We start from the raw sequence: 17691 nt of genomic DNA, 5'->3' as shown, positions 1-17691 counted from the left end.
TAGTCGCTCTGTTTCCTGGTGAACCTATGACAGCCCTGAACACCACCCCACGCGCCGATGGTTTCCGCATGCCTGCCGAGTGGGAAAGCCACAGCCAGACGTGGATGGTCTGGCCGGAGCGCCCGGACAACTGGCGCCTGGGCGGCAAACCGGCGCAAGCCGCCTTTACCGCCGTGGCCAGGGCAATTGCCGAGTTCGAACCGGTAACCGTGTGCGTGTCCGCCGGCCAGTATGAAAACGCCAGTGAGCGTCTGGCCCACACCAATATCCGCGTGGTGGAAATCACCACCGACGACGCCTGGGTGCGCGACACCGGGCCGACCTTCGTCACCAACAACAGCGGCGAAGTGCGCGGTGTGGACTGGGCGTTCAACGCCTGGGGCGGCCTGAATGGCGGCCTGTACGCCAATTGGGTGCGTGATGATCAGGTGGCGCGCAAGATTCTGCAGATTGAAGGCTGCGCGCGCTATCGCACCGATGAACTGATCCTCGAAGGCGGCTCGATTCATGTCGACGGCGAAGGCACCCTGATCACCACCGAGGAATGCCTGCTCAACCCCAACCGCAACCCGCACCTGAACCGCGAGCAGATCGAGCAGTACCTGGCCGATCACCTGGCCATCGATACGGTGATCTGGCTGCCGGACGGCCTGTTCAACGACGAAACCGACGGCCACGTCGACAACTTCTGCTGCTACGTGCGCCCTGGTGAAGTGCTGCTGGCCTGGACCGATGACGTTAACGACCCCAACTACCCACGCTGCCAGGCCGCCATTCGCGTGCTGGAAAATGTACGGGATGCCAAGGGTCGCCAGCTGATCGTGCACAAGATGCCGATTCCCGGCCCGCTGTATGCAACAGATGAGGAATGCGCGGGCGTGGATTGGGTCGCCGGCACTCAGGAGCGCGATCCATCGATTCGCCTGGCTGGCTCCTACGTCAACTTCCTGATCGTTAACGGCGGCATCATCGCGCCCAAGTTCGACGACCCGAAAGACGCGCAAGCCGAAGCAATTCTGCAACGCCTGTTCCCGCAACACCGCGTGGTGATGGTGCCGGGCCGGGAGATCCTGCTCGGCGGCGGCAATATCCACTGCATTACTCAGCAGCAGCCTGCGCCGCAAAACTGCTGAACACAGGCGCCCGACCGCCAGCGGTCGGGCATGCCTCAGTCCTGCATGGCCTCGGTGAACTGACCGATAGCGTCCACCACGCGCTGTGCTTCATCGCGGATTTCCAGCATCACCTCCCCCGCTCTGTTGGCCAGCAGCACGCCCTTCTCAGCACGCTGCTTGCTGCCGTCCATACCGCTCACAGCCTGCGTGGCGAGGTCGTGGTTCAGACGCACCACTTCATTGATTTCCACCGTGGCCTGGCTGGTACGTGCGGCCAGGTTGCGCACCTCGTCGGCCACCACGGCAAAGCCACGGCCCTGTTCACCGGCACGCGCCGCTTCGATGGCCGCGTTGAGCGCCAGCAGGTTGGTCTGTTCGGCAATGCCGCGGATTACCTGAACGATGCTGCTGATGCGCTCGGACTGCGTACTCAGGGCTTCAATATTGCCTGCCACTTTTGCCAGTTCATCGGCGATGCCACGCACGACCTGAACGGTCTCTTCCACCGTGTGCGCACCTTTGACAGCACTGTCATCGGTACCTCGAGCAATATCAAAAGCAAGCTTGGCAGCGGCAGCTTCAGCATCGCGGTGCTCAATCTGGCTGGTAATGTCGGTGGCAAACTTGACCACACCATATTGGCGACCATTGGCGTCATAGAGCGGGTTGTAGGTCGCACGCAGCCATAAGACCTTCCCCGACTTGCTGATCCGTTTAAAGCGGTCGGCAATAAACTCGCCGCGCGACAGACGCTGCCAGAACTGACGATAGTCATCACTGGCGGCATCCTCGGCAGAACAGAATTGACTGTGATGCTTGCCAAAAATCTCTTCGAGCCGATAGCCCATGGTGTTGAGAAAATTTTCGTTGGCCGACATCACCTCGCCCGCAAGGTTGAATTCAATGACCGCAGTCGAGCGACTGATCGCATTGATGTAGCTTTCATGCTCGTGCTCGGCATGCATCCGCTCGGTAATATCGGTTGCCAGCTTGACGACACGCGTCACCTGCCCCCGTGCATCACGTACCGGCAGGTAGCTGGCTTCCAGCCACACCTCATGACCATCCTTGGCAATGCGCTTAAACCGGTCACTGAAGCTCTCGCCACTCGCCAACCGCTGCCAGAACTGGGCATAGGCTGAGCTGGCCACATGCTGTTTGTCACAGAAAAGCCGATGATGCTGGCCTCTCAACTCGTCCATGCGATAGCCCATTACGGCCTGAAAGGCGTCATTGGCATCAAGAATTTCGCCCTGCGGGGTGAACTCGATAAACGCAAATGACTTCCGGATGGCCGTCATCAGGTGCTGATACGAGGCGAGCTCGCCCTGACACTGCTGAAGCTGGCTACGAAGACTGGAGTTGAACATAGAAAGCCCCTGCGAGCGCCCTGGCTGAGCAAAAGTTATACATAACTTGTACATCTAACAGGTGATGTCGGCAAATCACGGATAACTTTTAGCTCAACTTCTACCTTTTTGCCTCCCCGCTAACACACTGATGAAGGGCAATAAGAACGGCTTTCGATCAGACTCATCGCATGCCTTGGCCGCCAACCACCGCGGACTCGGTGCGGTTAAGAACTGCAACCGGCTAGGATGAACTTATCGGCCCAGGGGCAGGGTTCACGAGATTCTGCAGCTTAGTCCTTGGTCTTGCAGGTACTGATACCCAACAGCGGATATGCCGGACAGAAACGAAACAGGCCGGTTGCCAGCGGCACAATGCCGATCAGGCCCCAGAGGCCAATCACGCCGCCCAGGCTCAAACCCAGCAGAATCAGGCCCGCGGCAATGCGCAGACTACGGTCGAGGGTGCCAACATTTGCTTTCATAGTGATCTCCCGATCATCAATTAGCCGCGCCGGCGTTCCAGCGCAGCAAACACCAGCATGCCTACCAGCATGGCCGCCACAAACAGCAGCACCTGCCAGCGCCCAGTGAGCAGAATCGCCACGGCCGGCCCCGGGCAGATGCCGGCAATCCCCCAACCGATACCAAACAGCAGGCTGCCGCCGATCAAACGTCGATCCAGCTCACGCTTGCCCGGCAACTGCATTGGCGCACCAAGCACGCTGAAACGCTGCGTGCGTGCCCAACTGAACGGCAAGAACGCCACGCCAATCGCTGCCGCCATCACTAGCGCCAGGGATGGATCCCAGGCACCGCCCAGGTCGAGAAATGCCAATACCTTGGCCGGGTTGGCCATGCCCGCAGTCAGCAGGCCGATGCCGAAAATCAGCCCGGCAAGAAACGCCATCAGTTTGCGCATGTTCAAGCCCCCAACAGATGACGCAGGACAAACACCGTGAGGAAACCGGCTGCCATAAAACTCAAGGTGGCGGCCAGGGAACGCGGTGAAAGGCGCGATAAACCACAGACGCCATGGCCGCTGGTACAACCTGCGCCATAACGGCTGCCGACTCCGACCAGCAGGCCGGCAACCGTCAGCGCCAGCCAGCCGCTGTCGATGTGAATCTCGGGCAGACGAGTAAACAGCTGCCAGAGCAGCGGCGCGAGCAGCACCCCAAGCAGAAACAGGCCCTTCTCGCCCCAGCCTTCACCACGCTCCAGCAGGCTACCAAGCAGGCCGCTGATGCCGGCGACCCGGCCATTCATCACGGCGAACAGGCTGGCGGCCAGACCAATCAACGCGCCACCCGCCAGAGCACTCCAGGGCGTGAAGTTGTACCAATCGATACTCATTGCTCGGCACCTGCGCAGAACAGTTGATACAGGGTGTTGATCACCGCCAATGCGGCCGGACTGCTGATGCTGTAATAGATCTGCTTGCCCTCACGACGGGTCTCTACCAGCCCTTCGCGGCGCAATACCGCCAGTTGCTGCGAGAGCGTTGGCTGTTGAATACCCAGCAGGGTTTCCAGCTCGCTGACATTGCGTTCGCCCTGGGACAGCTGACACAGCAGCAACAGGCGATCCGGGTTGCCCAGGGCCTTGAGCAACTGCCCCGCCGCATCGGCATTGGCGCGCAGTTGCTGGATATCGAGTGGAGGGTGTTCAGACGTCATGGCAAGCAGTTCAATTAAGATAAAAACAATCTATTTTTTTATATATTAAATAGCAAGCCCACCGCGACACCGTGCAGAGGTCAATCACCCGGCCATAAAAAACCCGGAACAGAGTCCGGGTTTGCTGTGCTGCTCAGGCTGAGCTGCATGCAACAGCTCAACCTGAAACCGCCACAATCAGAGCAGTGGCAGGGTGTAGCTGACGATCAGGCGGTTTTCGTCGATGTCACGGCTGAAGTTGTTACGCATGGTCGCATTGCGCCACTTGATACCGAGGTTCTTGAAAGTACCCTCCTGAACCACATAGGCGATGTCCGTGTTGCGCTCCCATTCTTTGCCTTCGGAGGCGGCGCCGCGATCAATGCTATCGCCTGTCAGATAGCGGGTCATAAAGGTCAGACCGGGGATGCCAACAGACGCGAAATCGAAGTCATAACGGGCCTGCCAGGATTTTTCGTCCTTGGCGGCGAAGTTGCCGATTTGCACATAGTTGACCAGGAACGGATCGGTGCCACCGACATAGGCGAAACCGGTGTCACCGCTCATTTTCTGGTAGCCCAGACCAAATTTATGGGCACTCAGGCTGTAGGTAACCATTGCACCAAAGGCCTTGTTGTCGACGTTGCTCAGGCCATCATCGGTGGAGCGGGCATAACGCACGTCAGTCTTCAGGCTTTGCTTGTCGCCCAACGGCAGGACATGCACCAGATTGAAGGAATGCTGTTTGTACAGATCTTCCAGGTTGGAATAGTAATAACCGGCCGTCAGGTCATTGGTGAGCTTGTAGTTGCCGCCCGCAAAGACGAACTCGTTGGACTGATTAACGGCCCCACCCTTGATGCTGATACCACTCAAGGAGTAGGTGTTCAGGGTCATGTCTTCATAGTCTTGCGAGTTGCGGTTGTTGACCTCGTCGAGGTAACCCGCATCCAGGGTCAGACCATCAATTTCCTGGGATACCAGGTTACCGCCGCGGAAAACTTGCGGCAGCAAGCGGCTATCGCTGGAGGCGATCGCCTGGTTCTTGAACTGCATCTGGCCGACGCGCAGGGTGCTTTTGGAAACCTTGGCCTTGGCCGCTACAGCCAGGCCGGAATAGTTGTCCTGCGAACCATTGGACGAACGATCCGGAACCAGCAGACCGCTGCCCGCCGTACCGTCACCGGAATCCAGCTTGAAGCCGAGAGTGCCGATGGCGTCGAGGCCGAAACCGACGGTGCCCTCGGTGAAACCCGACTCAGCGCGCAGGATAAAACCTTGCGCCCACTCTTCAGACTTGTTCTGGCCCGCTGCTTCACGGAAGTCACGGTTGTAGTAGAAATTCCGCGCTTCGAGGGTGGCTTTGCTATCGCCAATAAAATCGGCAAACGCCGCTTGGCTCAGGGACATGCCCAGGGTGCTGGCCGCGACGGCCAAGGCCAGGGAGGTCTTTCTCATTATGATTTCTCCAGTTGTGTGTGGGTTGCACATCGGCGCGGTACGGGTTTCACGGGTGAAACGGCAGGCGCGCGCCGAATTCGGGGCCAGGGGTCGGGGCCAGTGGACGTGCAGGCGAACGCCGCCGCAGCCAGAGGCCGGCCGAGCACAGGCAGGATCAGGTGGGCGCTGGGAGGCAATCAGCGCGGACGGGAATATCGGGGATGGTCGGCAGGCAGGTGCGGGGCATAGTGAGGCACTCTTCGTTCTTATTGGTCGGCCGACTACCTGGCCGTTATGAACGAAGCCCTACGCAGATACTGTGCCAGCTGCTGAAGAAGCGGCAGCAAGCTGTCTATGGCGGGGTTTTGCGCTCTAAGCCAGCAGGCCTGGGGAAGCAGGCCACGCGACTCATAAGCGGATTCTTGCCGATCAACAAGACTTAACAGGCGGGTTGCCGCCAGCCAATTCAGTCGATCACGATTTGATTCTTGCCCTGGCGTTTGGCCCGGTACATTGCAGCATCCGCACGGGCATACAGGGCATCCAGACAGGCATCCTCAGGCCGCAGACTGGTCAGCCCCTGACTCAGGGTAATGCCGAAGGTTGTACCGGCATGGCTGAAACTCAGCCGCCGCGTATCGCGCTGCAAGCGCTCGGCAATCTGCTCGGCCAACGCCGCATCACAGCGCGGGAACAACGCGGCGAACTCTTCACCGCCAATACGCCCGAACAGGTCACCACGGCGCAGAGAAGTCGCCCCGCTGTAGGCCAGCCGCTGTAGCACCTGATCACCCATTTGGTGGCCGTAGCGGTCATTGATCTGTTTGAAGTCATCCAGGTCGAGCAGCAGGAAGGCCAGCGGGCTGCCGTACTCGCGCGCCTGCTCAAACTCGCGCTGGGCGCATTCGAAGAAATGCCGGCGGTTGCTGCTCTGGGTCAACACATCGGTGGTGGCCAGGCGGTGCAGTTCGCCTTCCAGCTGCTTCTTCTCGGTGATGTCTTCGGCAATGCCAACGATGATATGCGGCTGCCCCGGCGCGCTTTCACGGCTGACAAAGCACTTGTCACTGAGCCAGCGCACCTGACCGTCACCGCGGATGATGCGGTACTCGCGCGCTTCAACCGCGCCGGTTTGCAGCACCTGGGCAAAGCTTTCGGTGGCGTATTGCAGATCATCGGGGTAGATGTTGTTGCGCCATTCTTCGTAGCCGGCCAGCAGCAACTCGGTGGAGCGCCCGAAAATGCGTTCATAGGCGGGGCTGACGTAAATCACCCGCTGGGCATTCCAGTCAAACGCCCAGAGTACTGCATTGACACTGCCGAGCAGGGTGCTGAACAGCTGCTCGCGCTCCTGAAGCCGCGCCACTTCGGCACGGGTGTGCAACAACGCCAGGGTCAGCTCTTCCTGTTCCAGCTGCTGTCTGTTGACTTCATCCATAAACACCGCCGCTGCGCTCAGATAACGGGGATATGACAGCAGCATACGCCAGAAGTTAAAAAGCCCGCCAATTGGCGGGCTTCTTAGGTGCAACAGCGCGTCAGGCGGTTGCCGGACGCAGCGAATAGGTCTTCAGCTGTTCGGCAAAGTCGCGCAGCGACTGAATGCCGCTGGCCTCCGCCTCAGTGACCCACTGCTTGATGGCTTCGAGCATATCGTGGCCATTGGCGCTGGTTTTCACCCAGATCTGCTGCAGGGCCAGACGTTTTTCGTAAATCACCTTGAGCGCCTGGCTCTGCTCCAGCATGCGCTGGATACGCGCATGGTGACCTTCATCGAGCAGACTTGGCTCACGCGACAGCAGGCGTTTGGCGCGGTGGAAATGATGGCGCACGGAAGCATCGGCCTTGGCCAGCTCCTGCTGCACCAGCGGCGCGATCACCAGCTTGCGGTACTGCGCCATGATCTGAAAACGGTTGTTGAGGATGGCCATGGCGGTGTCCATGTCCAGGCTGCGCTTGCCTTCCACCCGATGGGCAATCGGCGCAACACGCTGCACTTGAGCCAGACCGAACAGGCTGAACAGCTTGATCCAGAACCAGCCCATGTCGAATTCCCACTTCTTCACCGACAGCTTGGCCGAGTTCGGGTAGGTGTGGTGGTTATTGTGCAACTCTTCACCGCCAATCAGGATGCCCCAGGGCAGCAGGTTGGTGGCGGCGTCGCGGCACTCGAAGTTGCGGTAACCCACAGCATGGCCGAGGCCATTGATCACCCCAGCCGCCCACACTGGAATCCACATCATCTGCACCGCCCAGATGGTGATGCCGGCAGCGCCGAACAGGGCCAGGTCGATGGCGGCCATCAGCGCCACACCGGCAATCGGGAAGCGCGAATAGAGGTTACGTTCGATCCAGTCTTCCGGGCAGTTCTTGCCATAGATACGCAGGGTTTCCGCGTTCTGCGCTTCTTCGCGATACAACTCGGCGCCTTTGCGCAGCACTGTACCCAGGCCTTTGATCACCGGGCTGTGTGGGTCATCGACGGTTTCACACTTGGCGTGGTGTTTGCGGTGAATGGCGGTCCATTCGCGGGTGTTCTGTGCGGTGGTCAGCCACAGCCAGAAGCGGAAGAAGTGTTTCAGCGCTGGATGCAGCTCCAGCGCGCGGTGCGCCGAGTAACGATGCAGATATACCGTGACGCTGACGATGGTCACGTGCGTCATCAGCAGGGTGACTGCGATCAGTTGCCAGATCGACAGGTCGAGAAAACCGTTGTACCACATGTGTCATGTGCCTCGTGCAAAGAAAGGGTGGCGCTGATTTTTAGCGCACACCTGTACACATTATCCCTGACCCGGATCAGAAAACCAGTTGGTCTTTTGCATAAGAATGCCGCCCCTTCATTAACATCTATACTGCCGGCCCCACTTCAAGGACTGAACTGCGACTCATGACTGCTCCCTACAACGCTTGGCGTTTGACCCTGAGTTACCTGCTGGTTGCCGGCCTCTGGGTGCTGTTCAGCGACAGTCAGCTGATTGCCCTGGGCCTGTCGCTCGAACAGCTGGAACGGGCGCAACTGCTCAAGGGGCTGGCGTTTGTCCTGCTCAGCGGCGCTCTGCTGCACTTGATTCTGCACGCCCACCAACGCCAGTACCGCCGCAACCAACACGCCCTGCGGCACAGTGAAAAACGCCTGCAGCAAGCCCTGGATGCAGCCCAGAACGGCATGTGGGATTGGCACATGCAGAGCGGTCAGCTGTATTTTTCCCCCAGTTACGCCGCTCTGCTCGGCATCCCGGAACAAGCGCTGGAAACCGACCAGCAGCAGTGGATGCAACGCCTGCACCCGAATGATCGCGAAGCCTTTCAGCGCCACCTGCAGCAGCGTATAAGCAGTGCCGACCCGACGCCGTACGAGGTCAACTATCGCTTGCGCCATGCCGACGGCAGCTACCGCTGGATTCAGTTTCGTGGCCGCCTGCTGCTTGATGAACAAGGCCAGGCCGAGCGTCTGATCGGCACCGCCAGCGACATCACCCAGCGCCGCCGTGACGAAGACAGCCTGCGCCAGGCCGCCGCCGTATTCGATGCCACCCAGGAAGGGGTACTGGTCACCGATGCCGAGCAACGCATCGTGCACTGCAACCCGGCTTTCACCCGTATTACCGGCTACAGCCAGACAGAAATCCTCGGCAAATCACCCAACCTGCTGAAATCCGGGCGGCACGACCACAGCTTCTACGAAAGCCTGTGGAACGCCCTGCAGAACCGTGGAGCCTGGAGTGGCGAAGTGTGGAACCGGCGCAAGAACGGTGAAATCTACCCACAGTGGCAATGCATCCGGGTGATCCACGACGAACAGGGCGAGATCAGCCACTACGTCGCGGTGTTCTCCGACATCACTGCACTCAAGCGCTCGCAGCGCGAGCTGGACTACCTGGCGCACCACGACCCGTTGAGCAACCTGCCCAACCGCCTGCTGTTCACCGAGCGTGTCGAGCATGCCCTGGAACGTGCGCGCAGCGACCAGCACAGCGGTGCGGTGCTGCTGATCGACCTCGACCATTTCAAGCACATCAACGAAAGCCTCGGTCACAACATCGGCGACCTGCTGCTCAAGGCCGTGGGCGAACGACTCAGCACCCAGCTTGGCAAGCGCATGACCCTGGCGCGCCTGGGTGGCGACGAGTTTGGCCTGCTCGATGAGCAGTGCAGCAACAACGAACAGGCAGCGGTCATGGCTCAGCGCCTGCAGAACAGCCTGACCCTGCCCTTCCAGGTGGCGGACAAGGAGCTGTTCATCACCGCCAGCATTGGCATCTGCCTGTACCCTGAAGATGCCAACGATGTTGCCCAGGTGCTGCGCAATGCCGACTCGGCGCTGTTCAAGGCCAAGAGCAGCGGCCGCGAGAGCTATGCATTCTATAGCCAGGAACTGACCACCCAGGCCCATCAGCGCGTCGAAATGGCCAGCGCCCTGCGCCATGCCCTGGATCGCCAGGAACTGCGCGTGCACTACCAGCCGCTGTATCACCTGGAAAGCCGCGCGCTGATCGGCGTCGAAGCCCTGGTGCGCTGGCAACACCCGGAGCGCGGCCTGGTGCCGCCCGGCGAATTTATTCCGATTGCCGAAGAATCCGGCCTGATTGGCGCCATCGACGCCTGGGTATTGCAGCAGAGCTGTCGGCAGATGGTCGCCTGGCGCAACAGCGGCGTGAATCTGCAGTTTGTCGCGGTGAATGCCTCCAGTCGCCTGTTCAGCCGCGGCGAACTGGACCTGCGGGTAGCCGAAGTGCTGCGTGACACGGGGCTCGACCCGATACACCTGGAACTGGAAGTAACCGAAAGCGCCGTGATGGACGACCCCGATGCCGCCCTGGCCCTGCTGCAACGTTTGCGTGACCTCGGTGTACGCCTGGCCATCGATGACTTCGGCACCGGTTACAGCTCGCTGGCCCGCCTCAAGCGCCTGCCGGTTCACAAGCTGAAACTCGACCAGAGCTTTGTCAGAGGCCTGCCCAATGATCAGGACGACATGGCCATCACCCGCGCCGTGATCGCCCTGGGCCACAGCATGGGGCTCAAGGTGCTGGCCGAAGGCATTGAGCAGGCCGATCAGCTCGACCTCCTGCGCCAGCTGGGCTGCGACCACGGGCAAGGCTACTACTTCGGCCGCCCACAACCGGCCGAGCAGTTGCAACAGGCCTTGGCGCAACACACCTGCTCGGTGTATGAGTAGCAGGCGTGACACGCTCAGGAAGCCGCCGATGCACACAGACGTAAAGCCTTCGACGATCCGCTGGATCGTTGGCCTCGGCAGCCTTGGCCTGGCGATCTTCTTTGCCCTGCTCGGCGGCGTCGCCCTGAATGAGCGGGAAACCCTCTGGCAACTGCAACTGAGCAAACAGCACGAGCTGCAACGCCTGGCCTTGCGCAGCGCACAGCTGAACCTGGAGAACCAGGCCCAGCTGCTGGCGCAAACCCTCGCCGCCGACGCCTGGCTGGTCGATCTGCTGCGCCAGGCCGCACCCCTGGAGCCCGACGCCACGCCCTCCGCACAGGCGCAACAGGCCATTCGCGCGCAACTGTATACCCGCCTGGCCCCGCGCTGGCGCACCCTGCAACCGCACTACCCGTTCGACCTCAACCTGTACCTGAGCAGCACCGAGGTGTTGCTGCGCGTGCAGCAGCCCGAGCACTTCGGTGACCGCCCGCAAGCCCAGCGCAGCATGCTCCTCGATGCCCTGCAGGATGCCAGCAGCCGTACCGGCCTGGGGCTGGCCGACGAGGACCTGGTAATCCGCGCCATCAGCCCATTGCAGGTCGATGGCCCCCAGGGCGCAGTCAGTGTCGGCGCCCTGGAAGTCAGCCTTAGCCTGGCCCACAGCCTGCAACAGCTGGACCGCGAACTGGATGCCGGGGTGGCCCTGCTTGCGCCCACGCCCACCAACGGCTACCTCAAGGGCTTCTCGCGCCCTCAGGTGCAGCACTGGCACAGCCAACACCTGCTCCCCGCCCCCACTGCCGGCGACAGCCACAAACTGCTGCAGGACCAGGGCCACACCTACCTGATCAACCAGTTGCTGCTGCCCGGTTACCAGCCCAGCGCCGGCACGCCAGCGGCAACCGTCATCGCCCTGACCTGGCGCGATGTCAGCGACCTGCATGGCCGCTACCAGGAAGAGAAGCGCTGGCTGCTGAGCAAATGGCTGCTCGCCTGGCTGGCGGCTGAAGGCCTGCTGTTGCTGTTACTACAAGCCACCCGCCACAGCAGCCAGGCACTGATGCAGCGGCACCACACCGAGTTGCAGGACAAACACCAGCAAAGCGAAGCCTCACGCAATTTGCTCGCCCTGATCAGCGAAGCACAGGCCGCCTATATCAATGCCGACAACCAGCGTGAAGCCTTCGACGCCCTGCTCAAACGGATCCTCGACCTCACCGGCAGCCAGTTCGGCTTTATTGGTGAAGTCCTCATAGATGAACAGGGCGCGCCATACCTGCGCACCTTTGCCATCAGCAATATCGCCTGGGATGCCAGCAGCCAGGCCTTTTACGACGCCCGGGTGACGCAAGGTCTGGAGTTTCGCAACCTCGACAGCCTGTTTGGCCAGGTCATCCGCAGCGGCCAGGTACTGATCAGCAACGCACCGGCCCAGCATCCTGGCAGCGCCGGCCTACCGCCGGGGCATCCACCGCTGCACGCCTTCGCCGGGCTGCCGATTCACGCCAACGGCGAACTGTGCGGCATGCTCGGCCTGGCCAACCGCCAGGGCGGCTACAGCGACGACTTCGCCTTGCACCTGCAACCCCTGCTGGCCACCTTCGGCCAGTTGCTGGAGGCGTTACGTCGCGATCGCCAGCGCGAACAGACCCAGCAGCACATCCAGCGCCAGCAGGCCGCCCTGCATGCCCTCAACGAAATTGCCGCGCTGCCCAAGCTGAGCACCCACGCCCAGCTGCGCCAGGCCCTGCAACTGGGGGCCGAGTTCTATGGCATGCCGATCGGCATCATCAGCCAGATCGACGGCGACACCTATCGGGTCAAGGTCCAGGTTTCGCCACTCGGCAGCCTGCAGGACGATCAGTGCTTTGTACTCGGCAACACTTACTGCAGCATCACCCTGCGCAGCCCCGATGTACTGGCCATCAGTGCCATGGGCCAGAGTGAACACGCCGCCCACCCCTGCTACCCGCTGTTTGCCCTAGAAAGCTACATCGGCTCCAGCATCTGGGTTGGCGGGCAATGCTTCGGTACCCTGTGCTTTGCCGCCAGCAGCGCCCGCAGCCGCCCCTTCGATGAAGCCGACCGCGAATTCATGCGCCTGTTCGCCCGCTGGGTCGGGGCCACCCTCGAGCGCCTGCAACATGAAGAGCAAACCCGCGAGGCGCGGCGCTTTCTCCAGGCCGTACTCGACTCCGCCACAGGCGTCAGCATCATCACCACCGACCGCGATGGCCTGATCACCCTGTTCAACTCCGGTGCCGAGCGCCTGCTCGGCTATCGCGGCGCAGAAATGATCGGCCAATGCAGCCCGGCACAATTCCACCTTGAGGCGGAAATGCAGGCCCGCAGCCGCCAACTCAGCCGCCAGGAAGGCCGTGAGATCAGTGGCTTTGCCGTGTTCACCTGCATCCCCAGCCAGGGCGAACCGGAAACCCGACAGTGGACCTATGTGCGCAAGAACGGCGAACCGCGCATCGTCAACCTCACTGTCAGCGCCATGCGTGACCTCAATGGCACGATCAACGGTTACCTGGGCATCGCCAGTGACATCAATGAACTGCACCAGACCACCCGCGCCCTGCAAAAGAGCGAAAGCCGTTTTCGCGGCCTGGTCGCCAACCTGCCAGGGGCGGTGTACCGCTGCCGCAACGATGCCGACTGGTCGATGAGCTACCTCAGCGAGGAAATCCAGGCACTGAGCGGCTACCCGGCCTACGACTTTATCAACAACCGCGTGCGCAGCTTCTCCAGCGTGGTGCACCCGGATGACCTGCCCATTACCTACCGTGCGGTGGCGGCCATAGAGCGCCAGGAGTCCTTCGAACTGACCTACCGCCTGCAACACGCCGATGGCCACAGCGTCTGGGTGCGGGAAAAGGGCCGCGGCGAATACGACAGCCACGGCGAACTGCAATGGATTTCCGGATTTATCTGGGACATCAGCGACCGCAAGGCCGTGGAAGACCAGTTGCGCCTGAGCCAGCAACGCTTCAGCAGCGCCTTCAGCACCGCGCCCCAGGGCATGGCGCTGGTGTCCCTGCAAGGGCAGTGGCTGGAGGTCAACGAAGTGCTCTGCGAAATGCTTGGCTATAGTCGCGAGCAGCTCCTCAACAGTGATTTCCAGCGCATCACCCACCCCGACGATCTGCAAGCCGACCTGCACAACGTCGAGGAATTGCTGGCCGGTGAGATCAGCAACTACCAGATGGAAAAACGCTTTCTGGACAGTCAGGGGCGGATCATCTGGGTGCTGCTCAGCGTCTCGCTGGTACGCGACAGCAACGATGCGCCGGTGCACTTCGTGGTGCAGATTCAGGACTTCAACGAACGTATCGCCGCCGAAATGGCCATCCGCGAACGTGAGGATTACCTGCGCACCCTGCTCGACAACGTGCTCGACGCGATCATCACCATCGACCAGCAGGGCTATATCGAAACCTTCAACCACGCCGCCGAGCGCATCTTCGGCTACAGCCACCTGGAGGTTTCCGGGCACCGTGCCACCCTGCTGCTGCCCGAGCCGCAGCGCTCTATACGCGCCCGCTACCTCAGCCACTTCCTGAAAACCGGTATCCAGCAGATGCTCGGCAAGGACATCGAACTGACTGCCCTGCGCAGCAATGGCGAGACCTTCACCATTGAGCTGGCCATCTCGCAGATCAGCCACCAGGGCGAGCGGCGCTTTATCGCAGTAATTCGCGATATCGAGGAGCGCAAACGCATCGAACGGATGAAAAACGAATTCGTTTCCACCGTCAGCCACGAGCTGCGCACCCCGCTGACCGCGATTGCCGGCTCCCTCGGCCTGGTCAATGGCGGCGCCCTCGGCGTGGTGCCAGCGAGCATGCAACAGATGCTGCAGATCGCCCAGGACAACAGCCAGCGCCTTAACCTGCTGATCAACGACCTGCTCGACATGGAAAAACTGGTGGCCGGCAAGATGCTTTTCGAATTGCAGGCCGAACCTCTGCAACCCCTGCTGGAACAGGCCATCGAGGAAAACCAGCCGTATGCCGCCCACCTGCATGTACGCCTCAGGCTAGAAGGCCCAGCCACCCCAGCCGTGGTCCAGGTCGACCGTCTGCGCCTGGCCCAGGTGTTGGCCAACCTGCTGTCGAACGCGGCAAAATTTTCACCGCAGGGCCAGGCTGTGGAGGTGCGCGTGACGCAGCACGGCACGCGCGTGCGGGTCAGCGTCAGCGACCATGGCCCGGGCGTGCCGGAAAATTTCCAGCCGCGCATTTTCAGCAAATTCTCCCAAGCCGACGCCACCGACACCCGACAGAAAGGCGGCACCGGCCTGGGCCTGGCCATCAGCAAGGAAATCATCGAGCGCATGGACGGGCGCATCGGCTTCGACTCGCAGCCCGGACAAGGCGCGACTTTCTGGTTCGAACTGACTAACCTGGCCCAAGTAGCCAGCCCTGAGGAGCCGCGACATGCGTGAGCTGCAACGTATTCTGCATGTGGAAGATGACCCCTCGATCCAGGCCGTGGCCAAGCTCGCGCTGGAAGCAGTGGGCGGCTTTCAGGTGCTCAGCTGTGCCAGTGGGCAAGATGCGCTGGATCAACTACAGGGCTTTGCCCCGGACTTTATCTTGCTGGATGTGATGATGCCGGACATGGACGGCCCGCAAACCCTGGCACGAATCGCCCGACTGATCGACATCAACCAGGTGCCGGTGGCCTTTATGACCGCCAAGGTGCAGCCGGCAGAAATCGCACATTACCGCAGCCTGGGCGCACGTGATGTGATCATCAAACCCTTCGATCCCATGCAGCTGGCCGCCCAGGTGCGCAAAATCTGGAGTCAGGCTTATGAGTAAAGGCCACTCACCCACCGATGAGCTGCAGCAACGTCTGCAGCAACTCAGCGGTGCCTTCGCTCAACGCCTGCAAGACGAGTTGCCGGCCCTCGGCCGCAATGCCGAACGCCTGCTGCACAGCGCCGACCCGCAGGAGCAGCTGCAGCACCTGCAAACCCTGCGCGACCAGTTGCACAAGCTGGCTGGCGCAGCCGGCACCTTCGGCTTCAGCAGCCTCGGCCAGCGTGCCCGCGAGCTGGAACAAGAAGCAGACCAGTGGCTGGAAACCCTGCAGCAGGAACAACAGAGCCTGCAGGACTTCAGCCGCAGCCTGCAGCAACTGGCGCGTCAGCAATTCCAGGCCGAACACAACCCCGAGCCCGCCACGCGCAACAGCCGCAACAACCCACGGCCCAACAGCTCGGCACGGCGCATCTACATCCTCGAAGACCAGCGCTCGATTGGCGAAAACATGCGCCTGACGCTGAACAACTTTGGCTACCAGGCCGAACACTTCACCCGCATTGCCGAACTCGATGCGGCCCTGCAGCAGCAACTGCCGGACGCGCTGATCGTTGACGTCAACCTGCCCGACGAAGCCCTCACCGGCCTGGAATATGCCGCCAACCTGCAACAGCGCCTGGACGAACCGCTGCCACTGCTGGTGATCACCACCCAGGACGACTTCGCCACGCACCTGCAGGCCGTGCGCGTCGGCGCCCTGGGCTTCTTCACCAAGCCGGTGGACATCCCGCAACTGGAAAACCGCCTGGAACGCTGCTTCGCCCAGCAACACGGCGAACCCTACCGGGTGCTGATCATCGATGACGACCGCGAGTTGGCCAGCCGTTTCAGCCTGATCCTGCGCGGCGCCAACATGCTGGTGGAAATGCTCCATGAGCCGGCAGAAATCTTCGACCGCATGCGCAGCTTCAATCCCGAAGTGGTGCTGCTGGACGTGAGCATGCCCGGCTGTACCGGCCCGGAACTGGCGCAGATCATCCGCCTCAACGACGACTGGTTGCGCGTGCCCATCGTCTACCTGTCGGCCGAAACCGACATCACCCGGCAGATGAACGCGCTGATCAAGGCCGGCGATGATTTCGTCACCAAACCGATTTCCGACAACGCCCTGGTCGCCGCGGTGTTCTCCCGCGCCCAGCGTGCGCGCCTGCTGAGCAACGCGCTGTCGCGCGACAGCCTGACCGGGCTGCTCAAGCACGCCGACATCAAGGAGCAGGCCGCCATCGAGCTGGAGCGCGCCCAGCGCAGCGGCAAGCCGGCCAGCGTGGCCATGCTGGATATCGATTTCTTCAAGAAGGTCAACGACAGCTACGGCCACGCCGCCGGCGACAACGTCATCCGCGCCCTGGCCAACCTGCTGCGCCAGCGCCTGCGGCGCATCGACAGCCTGGGCCGCTATGGCGGTGAAGAGTTCCTGGTGGTGCTGCCGGACTGCCCGGCCGAACAGGCCAGGCGCATTCTCGATGAAATCCGCCAGCGCTTTGCCGAGCTGCACTTTATTGCCGATGGCCAGCAGTTCTCGGTGACCCTGAGCGCCGGCATCGCCTGCACCGACGATGCACCTGCAAGTGCCGACGACCTGCTGGACAAGGCCGACCGCGCACTCTATGGCGCTAAACACGGCGGGCGAAATCGGGTGCAATGAGCACACCTCTGCTGATCACGCCCTGCGCGGCCAGCCAGCTGCCCATGGACCTGCTGCTGGAGGCCGATCCGCATCTGCCTTATGTACAGGCCTACCTGGCGAATGGTCACTGCTATATCGCCAGGCGCGATGACGCAGTCGTCGGCGTCTATGTGCTACAGGTGCGCGCCCCTGCAATCCTGGAGCTGATGAACATCGCCGTCGCGCCAGGCTGCCAGGCCCAGGGCATCGGTACACAGCTGCTGCAACATGCCCTGTACAGCGCCAGGCAACTGGGGGCGACACGGCTGGAAGTGGCCACCGGCAGCTTCGGCCACCAACTGACCTTCTACCAGCGCGCCGGCCTGCGGGTGTACGCCGTCGAGCCGGATTACTTCCTTCAACACTACCCCGAGCCGCTCTTCGAGCAGGGTTTGCAACACAAGGATCGCCTGCGTCTGGCCATTGATTTCTAGAAACGCCCAGCCTGCTGCGCGTCGGCCCTG

General features: G+C 61.5%; 13 protein-coding genes and 2 pseudogenes. 6 read left to right on the top strand and 9 right to left on the bottom strand.

All coding sequences use genetic code 11. From position 1 onward, the window contains the following. Nucleotides 1–26: 26 nt before the first annotated feature. Nucleotides 27–1133, top strand: a complete 1107-nt coding sequence (aguA, locus tag ACOCLD_RS04060; protein ID WP_422910942.1) for an agmatine deiminase — start codon at nt 27–29, stop codon at nt 1131–1133. Nucleotides 1134–1168: 35 nt separating this feature from the next. Here the strand turns inward: aguA and ACOCLD_RS04055 are convergent. The 9 genes and pseudogenes from ACOCLD_RS04055 to desA all read right to left on the bottom strand — a co-directional run. Beyond that, nucleotides 1169–1606 (bottom strand): annotated as a pseudogene (locus ACOCLD_RS04055) (methyl-accepting chemotaxis protein); the annotation flags it as partial. Nucleotides 1607–1717: 111 nt separating this feature from the next. Continuing rightward, nucleotides 1718–2416, bottom strand: a pseudogene (locus tag ACOCLD_RS04050) (PAS domain-containing protein); the annotation flags it as partial. A gap of 341 nt (nt 2417–2757) precedes the next feature. Then, a complete protein-coding gene (locus ACOCLD_RS04045) occupies nt 2758–2949 on the bottom strand; it encodes a YgaP family membrane protein (protein ID WP_422910941.1) in 192 nt (63 codons plus the stop codon). Between the two features lie 20 nt (nt 2950–2969). Further along, nucleotides 2970–3386, bottom strand: coding sequence for a DUF6691 family protein (locus ACOCLD_RS04040; protein WP_422910940.1), 417 nt, complete (start codon nt 3384–3386; stop codon nt 2970–2972). Between the two features lie 2 nt (nt 3387–3388). Further along, complete coding sequence (locus ACOCLD_RS04035; protein ID WP_422910939.1) at nt 3389–3820, bottom strand: YeeE/YedE family protein; 432 nt, start codon at nt 3818–3820, stop codon at nt 3389–3391. Beyond that, on the bottom strand, nt 3817–4143 hold the full coding sequence (locus tag ACOCLD_RS04030) for an ArsR/SmtB family transcription factor (RefSeq protein ID WP_422910938.1): 327 nt from the start codon (nt 4141–4143) through the stop codon (nt 3817–3819). The genes ACOCLD_RS04035 and ACOCLD_RS04030 overlap by 4 nt, the downstream gene beginning before the upstream one ends. A gap of 177 nt (nt 4144–4320) precedes the next feature. Then, nucleotides 4321–5580: an OprD family porin gene (locus tag ACOCLD_RS04025; RefSeq protein ID WP_422910937.1), complete on the bottom strand. Its 1260-nt coding sequence runs from the start codon at nt 5578–5580 to the stop codon at nt 4321–4323. Between the two features lie 448 nt (nt 5581–6028). Further along, complete coding sequence (locus ACOCLD_RS04020) at nt 6029–7000, bottom strand: GGDEF domain-containing protein (RefSeq protein WP_422910936.1); 972 nt, start codon at nt 6998–7000, stop codon at nt 6029–6031. Nucleotides 7001–7100: 100 nt separating this feature from the next. After that, nucleotides 7101–8285 (bottom strand): delta-9 fatty acid desaturase DesA, encoded by a 1185-nt coding sequence (gene desA, locus ACOCLD_RS04015; RefSeq protein ID WP_422910935.1) that lies wholly within the window; start codon nt 8283–8285, stop codon nt 7101–7103. A gap of 167 nt (nt 8286–8452) precedes the next feature. On the opposite strand from desA, the gene dibA reads away from it, so the two are divergent. From dibA to ACOCLD_RS03990, 5 genes are read left to right on the top strand one after another with little or no spacing between them, the layout of a single operon-like run. Beyond that, entirely contained in the window at nt 8453–10744 is a 2292-nt protein-coding gene (gene dibA / locus ACOCLD_RS04010; protein WP_422910934.1) for a phosphodiesterase DibA, read from the top strand. A gap of 28 nt (nt 10745–10772) precedes the next feature. After that, nucleotides 10773–15179 carry a PAS domain S-box protein gene (locus ACOCLD_RS04005; RefSeq protein ID WP_422910933.1) on the top strand — a complete coding sequence of 1469 codons (4407 nt, stop codon included), beginning with the start codon at nt 10773–10775 and terminating at the stop codon, nt 15177–15179. Further along, entirely contained in the window at nt 15172–15558 is a 387-nt protein-coding gene (locus ACOCLD_RS04000) for a response regulator (RefSeq protein ID WP_257776640.1), read from the top strand. The genes ACOCLD_RS04005 and ACOCLD_RS04000 overlap by 8 nt, the downstream gene beginning before the upstream one ends. After that, the gene (locus ACOCLD_RS03995) at nt 15551–17206 is read left to right on the top strand and encodes a diguanylate cyclase (protein ID WP_422910932.1); all 1656 of its coding nucleotides are present in this window, start codon (nt 15551–15553) and stop codon (nt 17204–17206) included. The genes ACOCLD_RS04000 and ACOCLD_RS03995 overlap by 8 nt, the downstream gene beginning before the upstream one ends. After that, the gene (locus ACOCLD_RS03990; RefSeq protein ID WP_422910931.1) at nt 17203–17661 is read left to right on the top strand and encodes a GNAT family N-acetyltransferase; all 459 of its coding nucleotides are present in this window, start codon (nt 17203–17205) and stop codon (nt 17659–17661) included. The genes ACOCLD_RS03995 and ACOCLD_RS03990 overlap by 4 nt, the downstream gene beginning before the upstream one ends. Nucleotides 17662–17691: the final 30 nt, after the last annotated feature.

The sequence above is a fragment of the Pseudomonas cimarronensis genome (assembly GCF_049331905.1).
Lineage (GTDB): Bacteria > Pseudomonadota > Gammaproteobacteria > Pseudomonadales > Pseudomonadaceae > Aquipseudomonas.
Note: the sequence above shows the minus strand (reverse complement) of the source record. Positions and strands in the feature narration are given on the sequence as shown.

Excerpts from the sequence above, each read along its gene's own strand:
- aguA (WP_422910942.1), top strand. The coding sequence starts at position 27 with ATGACAGCCCTGAACACCACCCCACGCGCCGATGGTTTCCGCATGCCT.
- ACOCLD_RS04045 (WP_422910941.1), bottom strand. The coding sequence starts at position 2,949 with ATGAAAGCAAATGTTGGCACCCTCGACCGTAGTCTGCGCATTGCCGCG.
- ACOCLD_RS04040 (WP_422910940.1), bottom strand. The coding sequence starts at position 3,386 with ATGCGCAAACTGATGGCGTTTCTTGCCGGGCTGATTTTCGGCATCGGC.
- ACOCLD_RS04035 (WP_422910939.1), bottom strand. The coding sequence starts at position 3,820 with ATGAGTATCGATTGGTACAACTTCACGCCCTGGAGTGCTCTGGCGGGT.
- ACOCLD_RS04030 (WP_422910938.1), bottom strand. The coding sequence starts at position 4,143 with ATGACGTCTGAACACCCTCCACTCGATATCCAGCAACTGCGCGCCAAT.
- ACOCLD_RS04025 (WP_422910937.1), bottom strand. The coding sequence starts at position 5,580 with ATGAGAAAGACCTCCCTGGCCTTGGCCGTCGCGGCCAGCACCCTGGGC.
- ACOCLD_RS04020 (WP_422910936.1), bottom strand. The coding sequence starts at position 7,000 with ATGGATGAAGTCAACAGACAGCAGCTGGAACAGGAAGAGCTGACCCTG.
- desA (WP_422910935.1), bottom strand. The coding sequence starts at position 8,285 with ATGTGGTACAACGGTTTTCTCGACCTGTCGATCTGGCAACTGATCGCA.
- dibA (WP_422910934.1), top strand. The coding sequence starts at position 8,453 with ATGACTGCTCCCTACAACGCTTGGCGTTTGACCCTGAGTTACCTGCTG.
- ACOCLD_RS04005 (WP_422910933.1), top strand. The coding sequence starts at position 10,773 with ATGCACACAGACGTAAAGCCTTCGACGATCCGCTGGATCGTTGGCCTC.
- ACOCLD_RS04000 (WP_257776640.1), top strand. The coding sequence starts at position 15,172 with ATGCGTGAGCTGCAACGTATTCTGCATGTGGAAGATGACCCCTCGATC.
- ACOCLD_RS03995 (WP_422910932.1), top strand. The coding sequence starts at position 15,551 with ATGAGTAAAGGCCACTCACCCACCGATGAGCTGCAGCAACGTCTGCAG.
- ACOCLD_RS03990 (WP_422910931.1), top strand. The coding sequence starts at position 17,203 with ATGAGCACACCTCTGCTGATCACGCCCTGCGCGGCCAGCCAGCTGCCC.